This window comes from Halomonas denitrificans, assembly GCF_003056305.1.
GTDB lineage: Bacteria > Pseudomonadota > Gammaproteobacteria > Pseudomonadales > Halomonadaceae > Halomonas > Halomonas denitrificans.
This window is the reverse complement of the sequence record NZ_PYVX01000003.1, coordinates 461,398-484,019: the sequence shown is the minus strand read 5'-3', so window position 1 is coordinate 484,019 and position 22,622 is coordinate 461,398. Positions and strand designations below refer to the sequence as shown.

The 22,622-nt window shown below is 69.2% G+C and carries 16 protein-coding genes; 10 read left to right on the top strand and 6 right to left on the bottom strand.

Annotation, left to right across the window (positions count from 1 at the left end; all coding sequences use genetic code 11):
- Positions 1-12: 12 nt before the first annotated feature.
- The 4 genes from narJ to C9F13_RS11600 form a co-directional block, all read right to left on the bottom strand.
- Complete coding sequence (narJ, locus tag C9F13_RS11615; RefSeq protein WP_108446413.1) at positions 13-798, bottom strand: nitrate reductase molybdenum cofactor assembly chaperone; 786 nt, start codon at positions 796-798, stop codon at positions 13-15.
- On the bottom strand, positions 791-2,371 hold the full coding sequence (gene narH / locus C9F13_RS11610) for a nitrate reductase subunit beta (RefSeq protein ID WP_108446412.1): 1,581 nt from the start codon (positions 2,369-2,371) through the stop codon (positions 791-793). The genes narJ and narH overlap by 8 nt, the downstream gene beginning before the upstream one ends.
- Positions 2,368-6,135: a nitrate reductase subunit alpha gene (locus tag C9F13_RS11605; protein WP_108446411.1), complete on the bottom strand. Its 3,768-nt coding sequence runs from the start codon at positions 6,133-6,135 to the stop codon at positions 2,368-2,370. Before C9F13_RS11605 ends, narH begins: the two co-directional genes overlap by 4 nt.
- A 204-nt stretch (positions 6,136-6,339) precedes the next feature.
- Complete coding sequence (locus tag C9F13_RS11600) at positions 6,340-7,674, bottom strand: MFS transporter (protein WP_108446410.1); 1,335 nt, start codon at positions 7,672-7,674, stop codon at positions 6,340-6,342.
- Positions 7,675-7,825: 151 nt separating this feature from the next.
- Here C9F13_RS11600 and C9F13_RS11595 point away from each other — a divergent pair, with 151 nt between their 5' ends.
- From C9F13_RS11595 to iadA, 10 genes are all read left to right on the top strand, one after another.
- Positions 7,826-9,733, top strand: a complete 1,908-nt coding sequence (locus C9F13_RS11595; RefSeq protein ID WP_108446409.1) for a type IV pili methyl-accepting chemotaxis transducer N-terminal domain-containing protein — start codon at positions 7,826-7,828, stop codon at positions 9,731-9,733.
- A complete protein-coding gene (gene narL, locus C9F13_RS11590) occupies positions 9,730-10,392 on the top strand; it encodes a two-component system response regulator NarL (RefSeq protein WP_108446408.1) in 663 nt (220 codons plus the stop codon). Before C9F13_RS11595 ends, narL begins: the two co-directional genes overlap by 4 nt.
- Positions 10,393-10,668: 276 nt before the next feature.
- Positions 10,669-12,321 carry an MFS transporter gene (locus tag C9F13_RS11585; protein WP_108446407.1) on the top strand — a complete coding sequence of 551 codons (1,653 nt, stop codon included), beginning with the start codon at positions 10,669-10,671 and terminating at the stop codon, positions 12,319-12,321.
- Between the two features lie 163 nt (positions 12,322-12,484).
- Complete coding sequence (locus tag C9F13_RS11580) at positions 12,485-13,876, top strand: MFS transporter (protein WP_108446406.1); 1,392 nt, start codon at positions 12,485-12,487, stop codon at positions 13,874-13,876.
- 175 nt (positions 13,877-14,051) lie between these two features.
- Entirely contained in the window at positions 14,052-14,498 is a 447-nt protein-coding gene (locus C9F13_RS11575) for a DUF4870 family protein (protein ID WP_108446405.1), read from the top strand.
- The gene (locus C9F13_RS11570; RefSeq protein ID WP_108446404.1) at positions 14,495-15,076 is read left to right on the top strand and encodes a cytochrome c oxidase subunit 3 family protein; all 582 of its coding nucleotides are present in this window, start codon (positions 14,495-14,497) and stop codon (positions 15,074-15,076) included. Before C9F13_RS11575 ends, C9F13_RS11570 begins: the two co-directional genes overlap by 4 nt.
- Positions 15,077-15,164: 88 nt before the next feature.
- On the top strand, positions 15,165-15,458 hold the full coding sequence (locus C9F13_RS11565) for a cytochrome C oxidase subunit IV family protein (RefSeq protein ID WP_108446403.1): 294 nt from the start codon (positions 15,165-15,167) through the stop codon (positions 15,456-15,458).
- Positions 15,459-15,728: 270 nt separating this feature from the next.
- Positions 15,729-16,541, top strand: coding sequence for a cyanophycinase (locus tag C9F13_RS11560; protein ID WP_245888766.1), 813 nt, complete (start codon positions 15,729-15,731; stop codon positions 16,539-16,541).
- A complete protein-coding gene (gene cphA / locus C9F13_RS11555; protein ID WP_108446401.1) occupies positions 16,538-19,174 on the top strand; it encodes a cyanophycin synthetase in 2,637 nt (878 codons plus the stop codon). The genes C9F13_RS11560 and cphA overlap by 4 nt, the downstream gene beginning before the upstream one ends.
- Positions 19,171-20,346: a beta-aspartyl-peptidase gene (gene iadA, locus C9F13_RS11550; protein WP_108446400.1), complete on the top strand. Its 1,176-nt coding sequence runs from the start codon at positions 19,171-19,173 to the stop codon at positions 20,344-20,346. Before cphA ends, iadA begins: the two co-directional genes overlap by 4 nt.
- A 13-nt stretch (positions 20,347-20,359) precedes the next feature.
- Here iadA and C9F13_RS11545 read toward each other — a convergent pair whose 3' ends face one another.
- A complete protein-coding gene (locus tag C9F13_RS11545; protein WP_108446399.1) occupies positions 20,360-20,581 on the bottom strand; it encodes a hypothetical protein in 222 nt (73 codons plus the stop codon).
- A 50-nt stretch (positions 20,582-20,631) separates the two neighbouring features.
- A complete protein-coding gene (locus C9F13_RS11540; protein ID WP_108446398.1) occupies positions 20,632-22,578 on the bottom strand; it encodes a nitric oxide reductase activation protein NorD in 1,947 nt (648 codons plus the stop codon).
- Positions 22,579-22,622: the final 44 nt, after the last annotated feature.

Below are 22,622 nucleotides of genomic sequence, written 5' to 3'. Positions count from 1 at the left end.
GACGGTTCTCCTTTAGCGATCGGTCGGGCCGCGGTCGGTCGGGCCGCTGCCGGGCATGATCCGGACGGCGTCGCTGGGCACCGCCTGCTTGCGCTCGGCGAGGCGGCGCCCCTCGGCGGACTGCAGGGCGCAGTCCTGGTCGGAGGCGGCGGAGAAGCGCACCGCCTCCTCCTCCCAGACCTCGTCCAGCGCCTCGGGGGTGTCGTCGGGGACCTCCTCCCGGACCGTCTCGCGGTGGGCATCGACGTCGCCCTCGGCGCCGACCAGCGCCAGCAGCGCCAGCGGCACCAGGGCGTGATCGGCGTCGCGCTCCTCGAGGCGCGCCACCAGCAGCGCCAGGATGTGGCGGATCTCGCCGAGCCAGCGGCCGATCTCGGCCTCCGGCCGGGTCGAGAGGTACTCCAGGAACAGCGGCAGGTAGTCGGGCAGCTCCCGGGCGTCGAGCTCGAAGCCCGCGGCGCGGTACTCGGCCAGCAGGTCGACCATCGCCTGGCCGCGGTCCCGGGACTCGCCGTGGACGTGCTCGAAGAGCAGCAGCGAGGTGCTGCGCCCCTTGTCGAACAGCGCCACGTACTCGGCCTGCAGTTCCAGCAGGTCGGCCTCGGCCAGCCGCTGGCACCAGTCCATCAGGGCGGTGCGCAGCGCGGCCGGCAACCGGCGCTCGGCATCGAGCAGCTCGATCATCTCGCCGGCGGCGCCCTGGAGCGCCTCGCTCGGGTAGTCGAGCAGCCGGGCCAGCACGCGCAGGCTCAGCATGTCCGGCTCGGCGGCCGGGTGTTGGATCGCGGCCTCAGCCATGACGCACCTCCTCGGTCTTCTCGTCGCGACGCGCCCCGCCCTGCGGGTCGTAGGTCTCCACCGGCTGGACCAGGGTGGTGGTGGTCTTGCGCCCGCCGAACAGGCTCTCGCTGCTGTCGCCGTGACAGCCGTCGCCGAAGCTGAAGCCGCAGCCGCCGCGCTCCGGGAAGGCCTCGGTGGCCATCTCGCGGTGGCTCGTGGGGATCACGAAGCGGTCCTCGTAGTTGGCGATGGCCAGATACCGATACATCTCCTCCACCTGGGCCTCGGAGAGCTCGACCTCGTCGAGCACCGTCGCGTCGGCGGCGCCCTCCACGTGCTTGCCGCGCATGTAGACGCGCATCGCCATCAGCCGCTTGAGGGCCAGCACCACCGGGGCTTCCTCGCCGGCGGTGAGCAGGTTGGCGAGGTACTTCACCGGGATGCGCAGCGACTCGATCTTCGGCAGCACGCCGTCGTACTCGATCTCGCCGGCCTCGGCGGCGGACTGGATCGGCGACAGCGGCGGCACGTACCAGACCATCGGCAGGGTGCGGTACTCCGGGTGCAGCGGCAGCGCCAGCCCCCAGTCCATGGCCAGCTTGTAGACCGGCGAGGCCTGGGCGGCGGCGATCACGTTGTCGGGGATGCCGTCCTGCTTCGCCTGGGCGATCACCTCGGGGTCGTTGGGGTCGAGGAAGATCTCGCGCTGGCGGTGGTAGAGGTCGCGCTCGTCCGGGGAGCTCGCCACCTCCTCGATGCGGTCGGCGTCATAGAGCAGCACGCCCAGGTAGCGGATGCGCCCCACGCAGGTCTCGGAGCAGATGGTGGGCTGGCCGGCCTCGATGCGCGGGTAGCAGAAAATGCACTTCTCGGACTTCCCGGTCTTCCAGTTGTAGTAGATCTTCTTGTAGGGACAGCCGGAGATGCACATCCGCCAGCCGCGGCACTTGTCCTGGTCGATCAGCACGATGCCGTCCTCTTCGCGCTTGTAGATCGCGCCGCTCGGGCAGGACGCCACGCAGGTCGGGTTCAGGCAGTGCTCGCACAGCCGCGGCAGGTACATCATGAAGGTGTTCTCGAACTGCCCGTAGATGTCCGCCTGGATCTTCTCGAAGTTGGCGTCGCGCCGCCGCTTGGCGAACTCGGTGCCGAGGATCTCCTCCCAGTTCGGGCCCCACTCGATCTTGTTCATGCGCTGGCCGGAGATCAGCGAACGCGGCCGCGCGGTGGGCTGGTGCTCGCCCTGCTTGGCGGTGTGCAGGTGCTGGTAGTCGAAGGTGAACGGCTCGTAGTAGTCGTCGATCTCCGGCAGGTCGGGGTTGGCGAAGATGTTCGCCAGCACCCGCCACTTGCCGCCGATGCGCGGCTCGATGTGGCCGTCCTTGCGACGCAGCCAGCCGCCCCGCCACTTCTTCTGGTTCTCCCACTCCTTGGGATAGCCGATGCCGGGCTTGGTCTCGACGTTGTTGAACCAGGCGTACTCGACGCCCTCGCGGCTGGTCCAGACGTTCTTGCAGGTCACCGAGCAGGTGTGGCAGCCGATGCACTTGTCGAGGTTGAGGACCATGCCTACCTGGGAACGAATCTTCATTTCACGGCCTCCTGCTCGTAGTCGTTGCCTTCGCCATCCAGCCAGTCGATCTTCTTCATCTTGCGCACGATGACGAACTCATCGCGGTTGGAGCCGACGGTGCCGTAGTAGTTGAAGCTGTAGGAGAGCTGGGCGTAGCCGCCGATCATGTGGGTCGGCTTGGGGCACACCCGGGTCACCGAGTTGTGGATGCCGCCGCGGGTGCCGCTGATCTCGCTGCCCGGCATGTTCAGGATCCGCTCCTGGGCGTGGTACATCATCGCCATGCCGTTCTTGACCCGCTGGCTGACCACCGCCCGCGCCGCGATGGCGCCGTTGGCGTTGTAGAGCTCGATCCAGTCGTTGTCCTCGACGCCGATGGACGTCGCATCGTCCTCGGAGAGCCAGACGATCGGCCCGCCCCGCGACAGCGTCTGCATCAGCAGGTTGTCGGAGTAGGTGGAGTGGATGCCCCACTTCTGGTGCGGGGTGATCCAGTTCAGCGCGATCTCCGGATTGCCGTTGCCCTTCTCGTCGGCCAGGCTGACCGCCGCCTTGGTGTCGATGGGCGGCCGGTAGACCAGCAGGCTCTCGCCGAAGGCGCGCATCCAGGGGTGATCCTGGTAGAACTGCTGGCGGCCGCTGACGGTGCGCCACGGGATCAGCTCGTGGACGTTGGTGTAGCCGGCGTTGTAGGAGACGTGCTCGTCCTCGAGGCCCGACCAGGTGGGGCTGGAGATGATCTTGCGCGGCTGGGCCACCACGTCGCGGAAGCGGATCTTCTCCTCCTCCTTGGGCTCGGCGAGGTGGGTGTGGTCGCGCCCGGTGATCTGGGAGAGCGCGTCCCAGGCCTTCACCGCCACCTGGCCGTTGGTCTCCGGCGCCAGGGTGAGGATCACCTCGGCGGCGTCGATGGCCGACTCTATGCGCGGGCGGCCCTTGGCCGGTCCCTCGGTCTTGACGTGGTTGAGCTTGCCGAGCAGCTCCACCTCCTTCTCGGTCTTCCAGCCGATGCCCTTGCCGCCGTTGCCGAGGTTGTCGAGCAGCGGACCCAGGGAGGTGAAGCGCTCATAGGTCTCGGGGTAGTTGCGCTTGACCTCGATCAGCGCCGGCATGGTCTTGCCGGGGATCGGCTCGCACTCGCCCTTCTTCCAGTCCTTGACCTCGACCTGGGAAAGCTCCGCCGGGGAGTCGTGCTGGTGCGGCAGGGTGACCAGGTCGGTCTCCTCGCCCAGGTGCCCCACGCAGACCTTCGAGAAGGCCTTGGCGATGCCCTTGTAGATCTCCCAGTCGCTGCGCGACTCCCAGGCCGGGTCCGTCGCCGCGGTCAGCGGGTGGATGAAGGGGTGCATGTCGGAGGTGTTGAGGTCGTCCTTCTCGTACCAGGTCGCCGTGGGCAGCACGATGTCCGAGTAGAGGCAGGTGGTGGACATGCGGAAGTCCAGGGTGACCAGCAGGTCGAGCTTGCCCTCGGGCGCCGCGTCGTGCCACTTGACCTCCTCCGGCTTCTGGCCGCCGAACTCGCCCAGGTCCTTGCCCTGGATGCCGTGGCGGGTGCCGAGCAGGTACTTGAGCATGTACTCGTGGCCCTTGCCGGAGCTGCCCAGCAGGTTGGAGCGCCAGATGAACATGTTGCGCGGGAAGTTCTGCGGGTTGTCCGGGTCCTCGGCGGCGAAGGCCAGCTCGCCCTTCTTGAGCTGCTCGACGGCGTAGTCCTTGGTGGACATGCCGGCGGCCTCGGCCGCCGCGGCCAGGCGCAGCGGGTTGGTGCCGAGTTGCGGCGCGGAGGGCAGCCAGCCCATGCGCTCGGAGCGCACGTTGAAGTCGATCAGGCTGCCGGGGTAGTCCTCGGCCTTGGCCAGCGGCGAGAGGATCTCCTTGATCTCGAGCTTCTCGTAGCGCCACTGGCTGGAGTGGTTGTAGAAGAAGGAGGTGGAGTTCATGTGGCGCGGCGGGCGCTGCCAGTCCAGGCCGAAGGCCAGCGGCAGCCAGCCGGTCTGCGGGCGCAGCTTCTCCTGGCCCACGTAGTGGGCCCAGCCGCCGCCGCTCTGGCCGATGCAGCCGCACATCACCAGCATGTTGATCAGGCCGCGGTAGTTCATGTCCATGTGGTACCAGTGGTTCATGCCGGCACCGACGATGATCATGCTGCGTCCGCGGGTCTTGTCGGCGTTGTCGGCGAACTCCCGGGCGATGCGGGTCGCCTGCTCGGCCGACACGCCGGTGATCTTCTCCTGCCAGGCCGGGGTGTAGGGCTTGATCTGGTCATAGGAGGTGGCGCCGTCGTCCTCACCGAAGCCGCGGTCGATGCCGTAGTTGGCGCACATCAGGTCGAACACGGTCACCGCCAGCGCCTCGGAGCCGTCGGCCTTCTTCAGCCGCTTGACCGGCAGGCTGTGGAACAGCAGCTCGTCGCTGGCGCCGCCGCTCTTCACATGGTCGAAGTGCTCGTGGGCGATGCCGCCGAAGTAGGGGAAGGCGACCCGCGCCACCTCGTCGTGGTGCTCGGCCAGGGTCAACAGAGGCGCGATCTCGGCGCCCTCGGCGTCCAGCGGCTCGAGGTTCCACTTGCCCGTTTCGTCCCCGGTCTCGCCCCAGCGGAAGCCGATGGAGCCGCGCGGCACCACCAGCTGGTCGCGGGTCTCGTCCCAGGCGACGGTCTTCCACTCGGGGTTGTTGTCCTGGCCGAGGCTCGCCGCGAAGTCGCTGGCGCGCATCTGGCGGCCCGGCGCGTAGCTGCCGTCCTCGCGGGCCTCGAGCTCGACCAGGAAGGGCATGTCGCTGTAGCGGCGCACGTAGTCGGTGAAGTAGGCGCTGGGCCGCTCGAGGTGGAACTCCTTGAGGATGACGTGGCCCATGGCCATCGCCAGGGCGGCGTCGGTGCCCTGCTTGGCGGAGAGCCACTCGTCGGTGAGCTTGGAGACCTCGGCGTAGTCCGGGGTGATCGAGACGGTCTTGGTGCCCTTGTAGCGCACCTCGGTGAAGAAGTGGGCGTCCGGGGTGCGGGTCTGGGGCACGTTGGAGCCCCAGGCGATGATGTAGCCGGAGTTGTACCAGTCGGCGGACTCGGGCACGTCGGTCTGCTCGCCCCAGGTCATCGGCGAGGCCGGCGGCAGGTCGCAGTACCAGTCGTAGAAGCTCATGCAGACGCCGCCGATCAGCGACAGGTAGCGGCTGCCGGCGGCATAGCTGACCATCGACATGGCGGGGATCGGCGAGAAGCCGATGATGCGGTCCGGGCCGTACTGCTTGGCGGTGTAGACGTTGGAGGCGGCGATCAGGGTGTTGAGCTCGTCCCAGTCGGCGCGCACGAAGCCGCCCATGCCCCGGGCGCGCTTGTACTGCTTGGTCCTGGCCGGGTCCTCGACGATGGAGGCCCAGGCGTCGACCGGGTCGCCCTTCTCGGCCAGCGCCTCGCGCCACAGCGCGATCAGCGGCTTGCGCACCAGCGGGTGCTTGAGGCGGTTGGCGCTGTAGATGTACCAGGAGTAGCTGGCGCCGCGCGGGCAGCCCCGCGGCTCGTGGTTGGGCAGGTCGGGCCGGGTACGGGGGTAGTCGGTCTGCTGGGTCTCCCAGGTGACCAGGCCGTTCTTGACGTAGATCTTCCAGCTGCACGACCCGGTGCAGTTCACCCCGTGGGTGGAGCGCACGACCTTGTCGTGCTGCCAGCGCTGACGGTAGCCGTCCTCCCACTCGCGAGACTCCTGGCGGAGTTCGCCATGCTCGTTGGCGAAGGGCTCGCGGGCCTTGCGGAAGAAGTTCAGCCGATCGATGAAGTGACTCATGGTCGCTCTCCAGGCTCCTCGAAAAGATGCGTGACCGCTCCGGGTCACCCCTCCTGCACCGCCGCCTTGCATCGCTCGCGGCCAGGGTCGTTGGAGCCGATTCTGGGTGATCGCAACGCCGATTACTGCCCGGTTACCTCCATATACATCGCCCCTACCCCCAAGGGGATAGGCGGCGTCGAGGGAGGGGTTAGGCCGGAGGGGTCAGCGCAGCCGAGGGCGCTGTCGGGCGTGGTCGGCGAGCATCAGCAGCATGCAGACGACCAGGGCGGCGTAGAGGAACATGAAGCCGGCGGTGGAGAGCCCCAGCCACTCGCTGCCGAGCACGAAGATCGGCGGCAGCAGGGCGGCGAAGAGCCCGCCCAATGTCAGCGCGAGCCCGCCCACCAGCGCCATGTCACCGCCGTGGTCGCGGTGGATCAGGCGCATCAGGCTACCCTGCCCGACCCCCATGGCCACGCCCATGGGCACCAGCAGGGCGAGGAAGCCCCATAGAGGCGCCGCGTAGTGCCAGCTCAGCGGGCCGTGGGTGCCCTCGATGCGCAGCTCGAAGGGCGGGTAGGAGAGCAGGAAGAGGCAGACCAGCACGAAGGCGCAGAGCCACCAGCGCAGGCTGCGAAAGTCGCGACGGTCGGCCAGCCAGCCGCCGAGCACCTGGCCCGCCCCGACGGCCAGGGTGAAGGGGATCGCGCGCAGCGCCGCCCCCTGCAGCGTGAGCTCGTAGCGCGCCGCCAGGTGGCCGGGCAGCCACAGCGCCAGGGCCAGGAAGGCGCCGAAGAAGAAGGCGTAGGGCAGGGCCAGGCGCCACGGCGACCAGTCGGCGAGCCGCCGGGCGAGGCCCAGGACGCGCGCCCGCCGCGACCGCCGGGGCGGGCGCGGCGCATCGTCCTCCAGGGGATCGCGCACGGGCGGCGGCGGGGCGCGGTCCTCGGCGAAGAGCCACAGCAGCCCGGCGACCAGCAGCACCGGCAGCAGGTAGAGCAGCGGCGCCGTGCGCCAGCCGTAGGCCTGGCTGACCAGCGGCAGCAGCAGGTAGCCGAGCCCCGCCCCGACCATGCCGGCCGCGTAGAGCCCCAGCGCCAGGCCGGCATGGCGGGCCGGCCCGAGTTCCGCCACGTAGACCAGCCCCGCGGCCAGCGATCCGGCCCCCAGCCCCAGGCCGAGGCCCGCCAGCAGGAACTCCGCATAGTGCTGGGCGTGGCCGATCCACCACAGGAAGGGACAGATCAGCAGCAGGCAGCCGAGCATGACCCGGCGCCCGCCGTGGCGTCGGGCCAGCCGCGCCATGGGCAGGCTCGCCAGGGCGCCGGCGAGCATCGGCGTGGAGAGCAGCACGGCGAAGGCGACCCCGCCCAGGGCCAGGTCGCGGCGCAGCTCCACGCCGAGCACCGCGAACAGCGTCCAGCAGGCGAAGACCAGGGCGAAGGCCAGCGGCGAGAGCGCGACCACCACCAGCGCGCGGTAGCCCGGCGGCGCCTCGTCCCCGCCCCGCGGCGGGACGCGGGTGGCGCGCGAGGATGAGGGGAGATCGCTGGACATGGGCCGACGCTCGAGGAGGGGTACCCAAATTCTCGGGAGCGGGGGGGAGAAGGTCAAAGAGGCAGTCGGGGTACGCCTTTGAGGGAGCGACGCCTACCTACTAGGGTATAGTGGCACTCGACACCCTACGTTCGTCCGGCCGGAGACCCCGATGAAGCTGCTGCAGCGCTCCCTGGTGGCCCGCATCAGCGCCTCGCTGCTGGCGATCAGCGCCATGGCCCTGATCAGCATCGTGGTGACCATGATGGTGGCCAACGGCAGCCGTGGCGACGCCGCCGCCATCAACGTGGCCGGCTCGCTGCGCATGAACACCTACCAGATCGTCGCGGCCCTGCAGCGCTACGAGCGCGAGCCGGCGGCGGCGCATCGCGAGCGGGTCCAGGCGCTGAGCGAGCGCTTCCACGAGCGGCTGGCGAGCCCGCAGCTGATCGCCGCACTGCCCGAGGCCGAGGACCACCCCCTGCGCGAACAGTACCAACGCCTGCAGACGCGCTGGGAGGAGACCCTCGCGCCCCAGGTGGTCCGCGCCATCGCCGGCGGCGGGCTAGAGGTCGACGCCCTGCGCCAGGCCCTCGACGGCCTGGTGGGCGACATCGACCAGATGGTCACCCGGCTCGAGCAGAACAGCGAGGCCAAGATCCGCCTGCTCAGCGCCCTGCAGATCCTCTTCCTGGTGCTGACCGCGGTGGTGGTGGCGATCGCCCTCTACGACATCCGCCACAACCTGGTGGGCCCGCTGCACCAGCTGGTGGTGCAGGCCCGGGAGGCGGGCCGGCGCAACTTCGGCCATCGCACGCGACTCTCGGGCAGCGACGAGCTGGCGCTGCTCGGCACCACCCTGAACACCATGGCCGCGGAGCTCGGCGCGAGCTACGCGGAGCTCGAGGCGCGGGTCTCGCGCAAGAAGCAGGAGCTGGCGCGCAGCAACGAGGCGATGCAGATCCTCCACGACGGCAGCCGCGCGCTCTACGGCGGGGGCAACGACCTCTGCGCCAGCGCCGCGCCCATGCTGCGCCGCCTCGAGACGCTGCTCGGCATCGGTCCCATCGGCCTGTCGCTGCACGACCCCTACGACCAGCGCGAGGTGTCGATCCTCGCCACCCACTCGCCCCGACGGCCGACCTACTGCCGCAACCACGACTGCCACGCCTGCCTGATCGATCCCCAGCCCCTGGAGCTCTCCGAGAAAGGCGGGGCGGAGTGCCTGATGCTGCCGGTGAGCATCGGCGAGACCCTGCTCGGCACCCTGGAGGTGTGGTACCCCAGCGCCTCGCCGCTCAGCCCCAGCACCCGCCGGCTGCTCTACACCCTCTCCGACCAGCTGGCCACGGCGGTCTACCTGCAGCGGCGCATCGAGGAGGAGCAGCAGGTGACGCTGATGAACGAGCGCACCATCATCGCTCGCGAGCTCCACGACTCCCTGGCCCAGTCGCTCTCCTACCTCAAGATGCAGGTGGCGCGCCTGGAGCGCATGCAGGCCAAGGAGATGCCCCGGGAGACCCAGGCGCCGGTGTTCGACGAGCTGCGCACCGGGCTCGACAGCGCCTATCGCCAGCTGCGCGAGCTGCTCACCACCTTCCGGCTGCGCCTCGACGGCCCGGGGCTCTCGAGCGCCCTGCGCCAGACCACCGAGGAGTTCGGCGAGCGGCTGGGCTTCCCGGTGGAGCTCTACGTCGACGTGCCGCCGCACCTGCTCAACCCCAACGAGGAGATCCACGTGCTGCAGGTGGTGCGCGAGGCGCTGGCCAACGTGCACAAGCACGCCCGGGCCCACTGGGCGGCGGTCACGGTGCGCTTCGCCGAGGCCCGCCTCGAGGTGATGATCGAGGACGACGGCATCGGCCTCGAGACCCAGGACTCGCCGCCCATGCACTATGGCCTGGTGATCATGCGCGACCGGGCCGATACCCTGGGCGGCGACTTCCAGGTGCGCAACCGCGACGCCGGCGGTACCCTCGTGACCATCGTCTTCACCCCGCAGACGGCCCGGCTGATCGCCCAGCAACCCGCCGAGCCGCCCGACCGCCTCCAACCCGTCAACAGGGACCCTGCCGGATGACCCGAAACGCCCACGACCCCGCCACCCTCCTGATCATCGACGATCACCCGCTGCTGCGCCGCGGGGTGACCCAGCTGCTCGAGCTGGAGGACGACCTGGCGCTCGCCGGCGAGACCGGCGAGCCGGAGGAGGGCGTCCGCCTGGCCGGCGAGCTGGACCCGGACCTGGTGCTGCTGGACCTCAACATGCCGGGGATGGACGGTATCGAGACCCTCAAGCGGCTGCGCCAGGAGGGCTTCGCCGGGCGCATCGTGATGTTCACCGTCTCCGATCACGAGGAGGACGTGGTCGCCGCCCTGCGCGCCGGCGCCGACGGCTACCTGCTCAAGGACATGGACCCGGACGACATGATCCGCCAGCTGCGCCAGGCGGCGCTGGGCCGCATGGTGATCAGCGAGCGCCTCACCGCCCTGCTGGCCGAGGCGCTGCGTAGCCAGCGCTCCCAGCCGGCCACGCCGGATATCCACAGCCTCACCCAGCGCGAGCGGGAGATCCTGCGCGAGCTGGCCGCCGGCCTCTCCAACAAGCTGATCGCCCGCCAGCTCGACATCACCGAGGGCACGGTGAAGGTCCACGTCAAGCACCTGCTCAAGAAGCTCAACCTGCGCTCCCGGGTGGAGGCCGCGGTGTGGGCCGTGCAGGAGGGTGTGGACAAGTAGCCCGGCGCGGTTCCGTGTGGATACCTCCAAATAGCCCCGTCGCCCGCCCCCGGGCCCTCACCGCCCGGGGTGCTGCGCTAAGCCCCTGATATGGCAGGCAAGCGCCCCTCTCCCCCTCTACCCCTCAAGGGGTATCCCGCTGTTTTGGCGGCCTTTTTGGGCCGTTTCGCCGCCCGACGCCCGGGCGTATCTTGCGTGGCAAAGCCCCTGGCTTGATGCCGGTCAAACGCCATCGCGCGAGGGGTGCCACCGAGAGACCGCGAGGGGGGAACCACCATGACCCGAGAGAGTGCCGATACCACCCGCTGGGAGGGCCAGCGACAGCCGCTTCCGCCCGGCGGCCGGCGCAACGCCGACATCGAACACTGGGACGTCGAGGACGAGACGTTCTGGAAGACCCAGGGGCGCAAGATCGCCAGCCGCAACCTGTGGATCTCCATCCCCAGCCTGCTGATGGGCTTCGCCGTCTGGCTGATGTGGGGGATGATCACCACCCAGATGCGCAACCTCGGCTTCCCGTTCACGGTGGACCAGCTGTTCACCCTGACCGCCATCGCCGGCCTCGCCGGCGCCACCCTGCGCATCCCGGCGTCGTTCATGATCCGCATCGCCGGCGGGCGCAACACCATCTTCCTGACCACCGCCCTGCTGATGATTCCGGCGCTGGGCACCGGCATCGCGCTGATGAACCCGGGCACGCCCTTCTGGGTCTTCCAGGCGCTGGCGCTGCTCTCGGGGATCGGCGGCGGCAACTTCGCCAACTCGATGAGCAACATCTCGAGCTTCTTCCCCAAGAAGCAGCAGGGCTACGCCCTGGGCATGAACGCCGGGCTCGGCAACTTCGGCGTCACCACCATGCAGATCCTGATCCCGCTGGTGATGACCGTCGGGCTGTTCGGCGCCCTGGGCGGCGAGCCGATGGAGCTGCAGAAGGCCAGCGGCACCCTGATCGGCCGCATCGAGGCGGGCACCGACACCTGGATCCAGAACGCCGGCTTCATCTGGCTGGTCTTCCTGATCCCGCTGGCCTTCGCCGGCTGGTTCGGCATGAACAACATTCGCGCCATCACCCCCAACCCCGGCTCGCCGCTGCAGGCCTTCGGCAAGATCCTCGGCCTCTACGGCGTGGGCATCCTGACCTCGATCGTCGGCGTGGTGGCGCTGGGCTGGCTCAACATGTGGCTCGCCCTGCCGCTGACCATCGCCCTGACCCTGGGGCTGCTGCGCCTGATTCCCGGCGACATCAAGCCCAACATCCAGAAGCAGTTCGCGATCTTCTCCAACAAGCACACCTGGGCGATGACAGTGCTCTACATCGCCACCTTCGGCTCCTTCATCGGCTTCTCCGCGGCCCTGCCGCTCTCCATCAGCGTCATCTTCGGCAACATGATGGAGGTGGCCGCCGACGGCACCATCACCCGCGTGGCCAACCCCGACGCCCCCAGCGCCCTGACCTGGGCCTGGATGGGCCCCTTCGTCGGCGCGCTGATCCGCCCGGTGGGCGGCTGGATCTCCGACAAGGTGGGCGGCGCCATCGTCACCCAGGCGATCTCCGTGGTGATGGTCCTGGCCTCGGCGGCGGTGGGCTACGTGATGATGCTGGCCTACAACGCCACCGACCCCAACCAGTACTTCTGGATGTTCCTGCTCCTGTTCATCGTGCTGTTCGCCGCCAGCGGCATCGGCAACGGCTCCACCTTCCGCAGCATCGGCTTCATCTTCGACCTGCAGCAGAAGGGCCCGGTGCTCGGCTGGACCTCCGCCGTGGCCGCCTACGGCGCCTTCATCGCCCCGCGGGTGATGGGCGAGCAGATCAAGGCCGGCACCCCGGAGATGGCGATGTACGGCTTCGCGGCCTTCTACGCCCTCTGCCTGATCGTCAACTGGTGGTTCTACCTGCGCCCCGGCGCCTACGTGAAGAATCCCTGATCCCTCGTGCGGATGGGGCGCCGCCAGGCGCCCTACTCCCAAAGAGATAGGCGCGGAATATCAAGGGGTAGCGGGGCGGCGGGCTTGATGCAGGTCAAGATCCTCCGCCCCCCGCCTGCCAGTCTGGAAAGCGACCATTCATGCACGCCGAAGGAGGCACGACATGAAACACCTCGAGGGGGTGACCCGGCCCCAGCAGATCCGGGCGCTGTCACTCAGCACCCTGGCGTTCACCACCTGCTTCGCGGTGTGGACGATCTTTTCCATCATCGGCATCAAGATCAAGCAGGACCTCGGCCTCAACGAGACCCAGTTCGGCATCCTGGTGGCCACGCCGATCCTCACCGGCTCGATCAGCCGCATCTTCCTCGGCATCTGGACCGAGCAGTTCGGCGGCCGGCGCGTCTTCAGCCTGCTGATGCTGGTCACCGCGGCCTGCGTCTTCCTGCTCTCCTTCGTCGAGTCCTACGCGATGTTCCTGGTCGCGGCCCTCGGCGTGGGCCTGGCCGGCGGCTCCTTCATCGTCGGCATCGCCTACACCTCCTACTGGTTCGAGAAGGAGCGCCAGGGCACGGCGTTGGGCATCTTCGGCGCCGGCAACGCCGGGGCGGCGGTGACCAACTTCGCCGCGCCCTTCCTGCTGCTGGCGCTGGGCTGGGAGCAGACCGCGGTGGTCTACGCCATCGTGCTGACCGTGGTGGCCGTGGGCTTCTGGGTGTTCTCCAAGGAGGATCCGCTGACCCGCTCCCGGCGCGGCCAGGGCGGCAAGGCCACCTCCGCCCGGGAGCAGCTGGCCCCCCTCAAGCACCTGCAGGTGTGGCGCTTCGCCCTCTACTACTTCTTCGTCTTCGGCGCCTTCGTCGCCCTGGCCTCCTACCTGCCGCGCTACTACGTGGGGGCCTACGACGTCAGCATCGCCGTGGCCGGCTCCCTGGCCGCCCTCTACACCCTGCCGGCCAGCGTCTTCCGGGCCCTCGGCGGCTGGATGTCCGACCGCTACGGCGCGCGCTCGATCATGTACCTGACCTTCATCGCCTCGCTGGTCTGCCTGTTCCTGCTCGCCTACCCCGAGACCCACTACGTGGTGGAGGGCAAGGAGGGCCAGATCGCCTTCTCGCTCGCCATGCCGCTGTGGGGCGTGGTGGTGCTGACCGTGCTGCTGGGCTTCTTCATGTCGCTGGGCAAGGCCGCGGTCTACAAGCACATCCCGGTCTACTACCCGGAGAACGTCGGCTCGGTGGGCGGCCTGGTCGGCATGATCGGCGGCCTGGGCGGCTTCTTCCTGCCCATCCTGTTCGGCGCCGTGCTCGACCTCACCGGGGTCTGGACCAGCTCCTACATGGTGCTCTTCGTGCTGGTGGCGATCTCGCTGATCTGGATGCACGGCGCGATCCGGCGCATGGAGCGTTCCCGGGTGCCGGAGCTCGGCGAGGAGCGCTACCGCTACCTGCCGGAGCTCCAGGAGCCGGCGGCCCGCTATGCCGCGGGAAAAGCCGCCGGACGAGACGCCGCCGGCGACGCCGCGCCGCGCCCGGGGCGGCAGGCCGAGGCCTGAGCCGCTGCGCCACGCACGCAACGAAACGAATGCCCACCCCAGAATGCCGCCCGCGGGCGGCATTCGCCGTTAAGGGCGCGGACTTGATCCAGGTTAGGGATGACCGCCGCGTCCCGCGCTATAGTGGCATATGAAATACATCAATTGACCGACGGCCGGATGCGAGGTGCTCCCCATGTCTTCCACTCACTCCCTGGCGCACGACCCGGACTTCCGCCACGACAAGGCGGCCCGCGGCCGCGGCGCCGCCATCGTCGTCTACCTGCTGTTCCTGGGCAGCGTGCTGGCCGTGGTCACCGCGCCCCTCGGCGTGCTGATCGCCCACCTCAAGCGGCGCGACGCCGACCCCTGGGTACAGAGCCACCTGCAGTTCCAGATCCGCACCTTCTGGCTGGGCGTGCTGGGCGGGGCGGGCTTCGTCGCCGCCTGGCAGCTGCTGGGGCTGGTCGGCGCCCCCGCGGTGGCGCCCTGGGCGCTGGGCTATGTCTACTTCACCGCCTGCCTGATCTGGATGGTGGCGCGCTGCGGCGTGGGCATCGGCCGGCTGACCGCCAACGCGCCGATCCGCAACCCGAAAAGTCTGGCCTTCGGCGGCGCCCGGGTGACCCTGGCGGACGCATGAGCGAGCGCGCCCTGCCCCGCGAGCTGCCCAACCCCGGCTGGGGACCGCTCTCGGCGCTGCCCGGCAACCCGCTGATGTGGGTGCTGATCCTCAGCGAGATGCTGGTGTTCAGCGCCTTCTTCGCGCTCTATGCCGCCGAGCGGGTCGGCGCGACGGCACTGTTCGATGCCTCTCAGCGCCAGCTCGATCCGCTGGTCGGCGGGCTCAACACCCTGGTGCTGCTGACCAGCGGGCTCTGCGTGGCCCTGGCCGTGGAGGCGGTGAGCGCCGCGCGGCTCCGCCGGGCACGCCAGTGGCTGGGCGGGGCCATGGCGCTGGGCGTGCTGTTCGGTGTGATCAAGGGGATCGAGTATGCCGACAAGTTCGCCGCCGGGATCACCCCGGAGACCAACGCCTTCTTCGGCTTCTACTACGGGCTCACCGCCTTCCACTTCGCCCACGTGCTGTTCGGCCTGGCGCTGCTGGCCCTGGTGACCTGGCGCACCTCCCGCGAGAACGTGGAGACCGCCGCGGCCTTCTGGCACATGGTCGACCTGATCTGGATCCTGCTCTATCCGCTGCTCTACCTATTGCGCTGAAGGCTCCCTCTTGCTCTTGCGATGAGGGCGCCTCCTCACGTTGAAGGCTTTCCAACCCTCAAGCTGAAGGCCCCCTCTCGAGGTGACCATGACCCCGCTTCCCGGCACCCGCCGCCTGCTCATCACCTGGGCCACGCTGATGGCCCTGACGCTGCTCTCGATGCTCTCGGCGCGGCTGGCCCCCGACGACGCCCAGGCGCTGCCGCTGTGGTCGGCGGGGCTGGTGATCGCCGCCACCGGCTTCAAGGCGCAGCGGCTGTTGATGGTCTATCTCAACCTGCGCGCGGCCACGCCGGCCTGGCGGGGCACCTTCGTGGGGCTGGTGGTGCTGACGCTGGCGCTGATCGGCGGGGGCTACCTGATGGCACGGCTGGCCGGCTGACGCCGACTCCGGCCAGCAAGCTTCCCTGCCGCGGTTCGTACGCTAGAGCCTCCGCAGGACGCGGTATCCCGTCGCCGCTTGCCGTTACTCCCGAGCCAGCGAGAACGTGCCCCGCGCCGGGATGCCTGTTATAAGTGAAAGTGCAGGCGGCAAGCATCCTGCCATTCGGCAAGTGACTCATGCGAACGTGGCTGCTGCGTTGGCTCAAAAGCGTCGCTGGGCGACGAAAGGATTATGACCTCGCCACCCTCCTCGGCATCCGGCCCTCTCGTGGCCATCGGCGGTGCCGAGGACAGGAAATCCGACCTGGAGATCCTCAAACGGGTCTTTGCCCTGGCCCCCGAGGGTAACCTCGAGGTTGCGGTCATCGCCACCGCGAGCAGCATCCCCGACCAGATCCTGCCCGACTACGAAGCGGCCTTTGAACGCCTGGGGGCCAGCCACATCCATTTGTTGGGTATCCGCGACCGCCGTCAGGCGACCGAGAATGAAACCGTTCGCCTGATCGAGCAGAGCGGCGTCATCTTCTTCACCGGCGGAGACCAGCTTCGCCTGACCAATATCCTGGGTGGCTCCCCAGTGCTGAATGCCATCCGCAAACGTCTCGACAGAGGCGCAGTGGTGGCCGGGACCAGTGCCGGTGCTGCGGCCATGCCGGGCACCATGATCTATAACGGTGCTGCCACCGACGCCCTGCGCAAGGGCGGGGTCAACATGACCTTCGGCCTCGGCTTCGTCGACGGCCTGATCATCGACAGCCACTTCCTCGAGCGCGGGCGTTTCACGCGGCTGATGGAGGTCGGGGCGAGCAATCCCGAGCACCTGGGGGTAGGCCTTGGCGAGGATGCCGGGGTGATCATCCACCCCCACGGCATCCTCGAGGCCATCGGCTCGGGGCATGTCATCCTCATCGACAGCCGGGACCTGGCGAGCTCGAATATCGCCGACCTCTCCATGGGCGAACCGGTGGCCATCGAGAACATGATCCTCCATGCGATGGTCAGCGGCCATGGGTTCGACGTCGAGGCGCGGCGCTATCTCGTCCCCCACGAACTCGGCGCCATTCTCGCGGAGGGACGATGAACATTCTCGAGCACCGTGCCCTGCGTGGCCCGAACTACTACAGCCGCTACCCGGCCATCTTCTTGCGCCTGGACATCGGCGACCTCGAGCAGAAGCCAAGCGATCTCGTCCCCGGCATCGTCGAGCGGATGACCGCCCTGCTGCCGACCCTGCAGGAACACCGCTGCTCGGTGGGCAGGCCCGGCGGCTTCCTGGAGCGACTAGAGCGCGGCACTTGGGCCGGTCATGTCGTCGAGCATGTCGCCATCGAGTTGCAGAACCTGATCGGCTTTTCGGTGGGCTACGGCAAGACCATCGACAGTTATGACACCGGCATCTACAACGTCGTCTACCGCTACCGGGACGAGGCCTGCGGCCTGGCCGCGGGGATCGAGGCCGTCGACCTCGTCGAGCGGCTTTTCGCCGGCGAGGTGATCGACATGCCGGCGATCATCGACCGTCTCAAGCAGGTGCGCGATGCCCACATGTTGGGGCCCTCCACGGCCGCCATCGTCGACGCCGCCAGCCAGCGTGGCATTCCCCATGCCCGCCTGAGCGAGGAGAACAGCTACATCCAGTTCGGCCATGGCCATCGACAGCAGCGCATCCAGGCGACGGTGACCGGCCACACGGACCTGATCGGCTACGGCATCGCCGACGACAAGGAGTGGACCAAGCAGGTGCTCGGCGATGCCGGCATTCCGGTCCCCCAGGGGCGGGTGTGCGGCTCCTTCGATGAGGCGCTCGACGCCGTCCGTGACATCGGCTATCCCGTCGCAGTGAAGCCGGTCATCGGCAACCATGGCCGCGGCGTGAGCACCAACATCGAGGACGACACGTCGCTGCGTGATGCCTTCGACATCGCCGCCCATCGCAACCCCTCGGTGATCGTCGAGCAGTACATCCGGGGCGAGGACCATCGCCTGCTGGTCATCGACAACAAGCTCGTGGCCGCGGCCCGGCGCCGCCCGGCACATGTGGTCGGCGATGGCGTCGCCACCCTGCAGGCCCTGGTCGACGAGGAGAACCGGGACCCGCGTCGCGGCATCGGTCACGAGAACCTGCTGACCCAGATCCAGCTGGACGAACAGTCGCTGCGGCTGATCGGCCAGCAGAATCTGACCCTGCAGAGCGTCATCCCGGCCGACGAGATCGTCTACCTGAAGCCCACGGCGAACCTCAGCACCGGGGGGACGGCCACGGACGTGACCGACGATGTCCATCCGGAAGTGCGTTACATGGCGGAGCGCATCGCACGGCTGGTGGGACTGGACATTATCGGCATCGACCTGCTGGCCGAGACCCTCACCCGCCCCCTGGAGGAGCAGTCCGCTGCCGTGGTCGAGGTCAACGCCGGGCCGGGCTTTCGCATGCACCTGTCGCCCACCCACGGGGAGGGCCGCGATGTCGGTCGCCCGGTGATCGACATGCTGTTCCCCGATACCGAGGCCACGGGGCGCATCCCCGTTGCGGCGGTCACCGGCACCAACGGCAAGACCACCACCGTGCGACTGCTCTCTCACCTGCTGCGCCAGTCGGGACGCAATGTCGGCATGGCCTGCACCGGCGCCATCGAGGTCGACAACCATGTGATCCTGCGCGGTGACTACAGCGGCCCCCAGGCGGCCGCGATCGTGCTGCGCGAACCCACGGTCGAGTGCGCCGTGCTCGAGGTCGCCCGCGGCGGCATCATGCGCCGCGGCCTGGGGTTCGACGAGTGCGACGTGGGCGTATTGCTCAACATCGCAAGCGATCACCTGGGTGAGCATGATATCCACACCCTCGACGAGCTGGCGCGCTGCAAGACAGTGGTCATCGATGCCGTGCGCCAGGGCGGGACGGCCGTGCTCAATGCCGACGACCCGCGGGTGCTGGCGGGCCAGGAGTGGGCCCGGGGCGATATCATCTTCTTCACGCTGGACCCCGACTCACGTCCCGTCCGTCGACATGTCCGCGACCAGGGTGTCGCCTTTACCGTCCACAACGAACGCATCGTGATGCGCCAGGGCCATGTCGAAGCCGAGGTGATACCGGTCGTGGACGTGCCGATCTCCTTCGAGGGTCACGCCCGCTTCAATGTCGCCAATGCCCTGGCCGCCAGCGCGGCCGCCTATGCCCTGGGGCTCTCCATCGCCGATATCCAGATGGGCCTGCAGACCTTCCACCCCACCCCCGGACAGAATCCCGGACGCACCAACCTCATCGACGCCAACGGCATGAAGGTGCTGATCGACTACGGGCACAACGTACCGGCGCTCGAGGCCTTGAGCGAACTGGTCGGCTGCATTCCGGCCCGGCGACGCATCAGCGTGGCCAGCGCTCCGGGGAATCGCCGCGACGAGGACCTCTTCACGCTGGGCACCCTGCTCGCCCGGATGCACGACGTCGTCTTCATCTACGAGACCGACGCCCGCGGGCGCGCTCCCGGTGACGCCGCTCGTCTGCTGCGCGACGGCGCCGAATCAGTGCCGGGAGCCTGCCGGGTGGAGGTCATCATGGATGAAACCCAGGCCGTCGACAGGGCCTTCGATGAGGGAGGCGAAGGCGACCTGCTGGTGCTGCTGATCGATGATGTCGAGGGCGCCATCGAGCGCCTGAAGGGCCGCCGCTTCTCGCCCCCGGCCTCGACCGACCACACCGGCGAGACGCCATGATGCCCCTCGATGATCGGGATGCCCCCCTGCTGACCCTGCTGCGCGTCGGACGCATCTTCGCGCCGGCCCCCGTCGAGGCCACCGAGATCCTGATCGCCGACGGCCGGATCGCGGCACTGGGGCAGGATATCGAGGTCCCGGCGGGCTGGCCGGTGCGGGTCGTGGAGGCGCGTGACCTGACCGCCGTCCCCGCCTTCATCGACCAGCACGTCCACGTGACCGGCGGTGGTGGCGAGGGGGGCTGCGGCACCCGCTGCCCGGAGATCACCGCCCACGAGATCGCGTCCATGGGCATCGGCACCGTGGTGGGCGTGCTGGGTACCGACGGCATCAGCCGTTCCCCCGCAAACCTGCTGGCCAAGGTGAGGGGGCTCAGGGCCGAGGGTATCTGCGCCTACATGTACACGGGGTCCTATCGCGTGCCGCCCCCGACCCTCACCGGCGACGTACAGCGCGACCTGGCCTGGATCCCCGAGGTCATCGGCCTGGGCGAGATCGCCATATCGGACCATCGTTCGAGCCAGCCGCACCAGGACGAGATCGCGCGACTGGTCAGCGAGGTGCGGGTCGGTGCCATGCTGGCCGGCAAGCTGGGCATCTGCCATTTCCACGTCGGCGATGGCAAGCGCGGTCTGGAGCCGTTGCGCCGGCTGCTCAGCGAGACCGAGATCCCCGCCGAGCAGGTGATCCCGACGCATGTGAACCGCCATCGCGACCTGCTTGAGGAGGCCGCCGACTATGCGCTGGCCTTCGACGCCAATGTGGATGTGACCGCCTTCGACGACGCCGACGAGGACGAGCTGAGCGGTTTCGGTGCGGTCTCACGGTTGCTCAAGCGCGGCGTCCCGGCTGAACGCATCACCCTGAGCTCCGACTGCAATGGCAGTCTGCCCGAGTTCGACGCACGGGGCGCCTATATCGGCATGCGGGTGGCAGGCAACACCACCCTGATCGCGGACTGGCAGCGCCTGGTGCGCGAGGAGGTGCTGCCCCTCGACCAGGCCCTGGGCCTGATCTCGGGCCATGTGGCCCGGGTGCTGGGGCTGCATGAACGCAAGGGCCGTCTGGCCGTGGGCTTTGATGCCGACGTGACCCTGCTCGATCGCGACCTCCAGCCACGACAGACCTTCGTGGCAGGGAAGCGACTCTACGCCAGGGACGACCCCTTGTAGCGTCCTGGATGCGTCACTCTCGAGAGCCCTGAGGACTCGGTGGAGGCGTCGCCCGTGCCCAGCCCTCCAGGGCGCGGCCCAGGCGCAGCAGCCCATAGACCGCGAGGGGCACGATCAGCATCAGCAGCACGCCCCAGTCACGGGTGTTGATCAGCCAGGCGAGCGGCAGCACCATCGCCACGGCGGCCAGGCACCAGGCCGCCACGGCCAGCACGACGCGGGAACGGGGGGACATGGCACTCCTCCTTGCGATGGGCCCCGCCTGGCGAGGCCCGATGGTGAGGTTCAGGTGGCGATTATCTGGCGATAGATACCCGGCAGCGCCAGCGAGAGGTGCTCGGGGCGCTGCACGATGGCATAGCCGCCGCGACCGAACAGGTGGGGGATGTAGCGGCCCGCCTCGCGGTCGATGGTCACGCCGAACACCCGCACCTCCTGACGGCGCGCCTCGAGCACCGCCTTGCGGGTATCCTCGATGCCGTAGCGCCCCTCGTAGTAGTCGTTGTCGTTGGGCTTGCCGTCGGTGAGCAGCAGCAACAGCCGATGGCGATTGGGCCGCTCGGCGAGCCGGCCGGCCAGATGGCGGATGGCCGGGCCCATGCGGGTGTAGGAGCCGGGCTTGAGCGCGGCGATGCGCCGCGAGACCCGCTCGCCCATGGGCTCGTCGAAGTCCTTGAGGGTCTTCACCCACACCTTGTGGCGCCGCTGGGAGGTGAAGCTGTGGATGGCGTAGTCGTCGCCGCAGCCGGCCAGGCCGTGGCCCAGCACCAGCAGCGCCTCCTTTGCCACGTCCAGCACCCGGCGATCCTCCAGCCAGGCCTCGGTGGAGAGTGAGACGTCGACCAGGATCGACACCGCGAGATCCCGGGCCTGGGTACGGCTGTCGACGTAGAGCCGGTCGCTGGACTCGCCGGTGGCCGCCAGATCGCAGCGGGCGCGGATCACCGCGTCCATGTCGAGCTCGCCGCCGTCGAGCTGGCCGCGCAGCATCTCGCGCCGCGGGCGCAGGGCCTCGAACTCGCGGCGCACCCGGCGGATGCGCCGGCGGGTGGTCTCGTCCGGCGCCCACTCCTCGCCCTCCTCCTCCTGCTCGCCGCTGAGCACCACGCAGTGGTCGGGCAGGTAAGCCTGCTTGCGATGGTTCCACTCGGGGTAGGTGTGGCGCCCCGTCAGCTGGCCGCCGCCGGCCTCGTCGGGGGCCAGGTCGAGATCGAGCTTGAGCGTCGAGGCCGCCCGCTTGCGGTTGGGGGAGAGCACGATCTCGTCGATCTGGTCGGCGGCCTGGCGGGCCTCCTCCTCTTCCTCGTCGTCGACGTGGCGGTTGAGGTTCACCATCTCGGCCCAGGAGAGCATCTTCTCCATGTTGTTGAGCATCAGCGGGTCGTCGCGGTCGGCCTGGTCCTGCTCGCGGCGGTCGGCCTTGCGCTTGCCGCCGTCGTCCTCGGGGGAGGCGCCGGCGCTGGCCGGCGCCTCGTCGTCGTCCAGCGTGGCCTCGCGGGCCTCGTCGCGGGTGCCCAGGGTGATGGCCTGGCCCCACAGCGGCACCGGCAGCAGCGGGCGATAGCCGCGCGGCGCGCGGAAGTCGTCCAGGGAACGCTGCGGCTCACGGATGGCCCGCTGCATGGCCAGCGCCCAGGCCTCCTCGGGGTCGGGCGCGCCCAGCTCCGCGCACAGGGCGGCCTCCAGAGCGGCCTCCATGGGCGGCAGGCCCTTGCGCCGCGGGCGGATCGCCAGCAGCTCGCCGCTCAGGCGCACGTAGCGCTCGGTCATCCCCGGGAAGCGCGTCAGCGCCGCCCGGGCGGTGCGGCGTGCCTCGCGCAGGCGCGCGAGATCGGCCTGCAGCGGGTCCGCGGGCGGCGTCAGCGGCCGGGCCTCGGCCAGGAAGGCGGTGAGCCACAGGTAGAGGTCGCGGTTGAGGGCGGCCTCGGGAAACAGCGCCAGGCGCGGCGGCAGCAGCAGGTGCTCCTCGTCGCGGCGGGCCTGGTCGAGCTCCTCCTCGTCGAGGCCCAGGCGCTGGCGCAGGCTCAGCCGGTGCGCCGAGGCGCGCCGTGCGATGGCGGCCACCTCGACCCCCGCCTCGCCGCCGCCGGCGCGGAAGAAGACGCCGAGCATGGGGCGCAGGCTCTCGAGGGTCACGGCCGCCTCGGGGTGATCGGGGTAGCTCGCCGCGCCCGAGGCCCATCGGTGCCAGAAGCGACCGACGGTCTCCTCGACTTCCAGAAAATCCAGCATCCCTAGCCTCCTGATGTACGTGTCGAGTCGGTGTGACGTCGCGC

Bases quoted from the DNA above. Each gene is read 5' to 3' on its own strand.
- C9F13_RS11605 (WP_108446411.1), bottom strand. From the start codon at position 6,135: ATGAGTCACTTCATCGATCGGCTGAACTTCTTCCGCAAGGCCCGCGAG.
- C9F13_RS11545 (WP_108446399.1), bottom strand. From the start codon at position 20,581: ATGTCCCCCCGTTCCCGCGTCGTGCTGGCCGTGGCGGCCTGGTGCCTG.
- C9F13_RS11595 (WP_108446409.1), top strand. From the start codon at position 7,826: ATGAAGCTGCTGCAGCGCTCCCTGGTGGCCCGCATCAGCGCCTCGCTG.
- C9F13_RS11600 (WP_108446410.1), bottom strand. From the start codon at position 7,674: ATGTCCAGCGATCTCCCCTCATCCTCGCGCGCCACCCGCGTCCCGCCG.
- narH (WP_108446412.1), bottom strand. From the start codon at position 2,371: ATGAAGATTCGTTCCCAGGTAGGCATGGTCCTCAACCTCGACAAGTGC.
- narJ (WP_108446413.1), bottom strand. From the start codon at position 798: ATGGCTGAGGCCGCGATCCAACACCCGGCCGCCGAGCCGGACATGCTG.
- C9F13_RS11565 (WP_108446403.1), top strand. From the start codon at position 15,165: ATGACCCCGCTTCCCGGCACCCGCCGCCTGCTCATCACCTGGGCCACG.
- narL (WP_108446408.1), top strand. From the start codon at position 9,730: ATGACCCGAAACGCCCACGACCCCGCCACCCTCCTGATCATCGACGAT.
- C9F13_RS11585 (WP_108446407.1), top strand. From the start codon at position 10,669: ATGACCCGAGAGAGTGCCGATACCACCCGCTGGGAGGGCCAGCGACAG.
- C9F13_RS11540 (WP_108446398.1), bottom strand. From the start codon at position 22,578: ATGCTGGATTTTCTGGAAGTCGAGGAGACCGTCGGTCGCTTCTGGCAC.
- C9F13_RS11575 (WP_108446405.1), top strand. From the start codon at position 14,052: ATGTCTTCCACTCACTCCCTGGCGCACGACCCGGACTTCCGCCACGAC.
- iadA (WP_108446400.1), top strand. From the start codon at position 19,171: ATGATGCCCCTCGATGATCGGGATGCCCCCCTGCTGACCCTGCTGCGC.
- C9F13_RS11580 (WP_108446406.1), top strand. From the start codon at position 12,485: ATGAAACACCTCGAGGGGGTGACCCGGCCCCAGCAGATCCGGGCGCTG.
- C9F13_RS11570 (WP_108446404.1), top strand. From the start codon at position 14,495: ATGAGCGAGCGCGCCCTGCCCCGCGAGCTGCCCAACCCCGGCTGGGGA.
- cphA (WP_108446401.1), top strand. From the start codon at position 16,538: ATGAACATTCTCGAGCACCGTGCCCTGCGTGGCCCGAACTACTACAGC.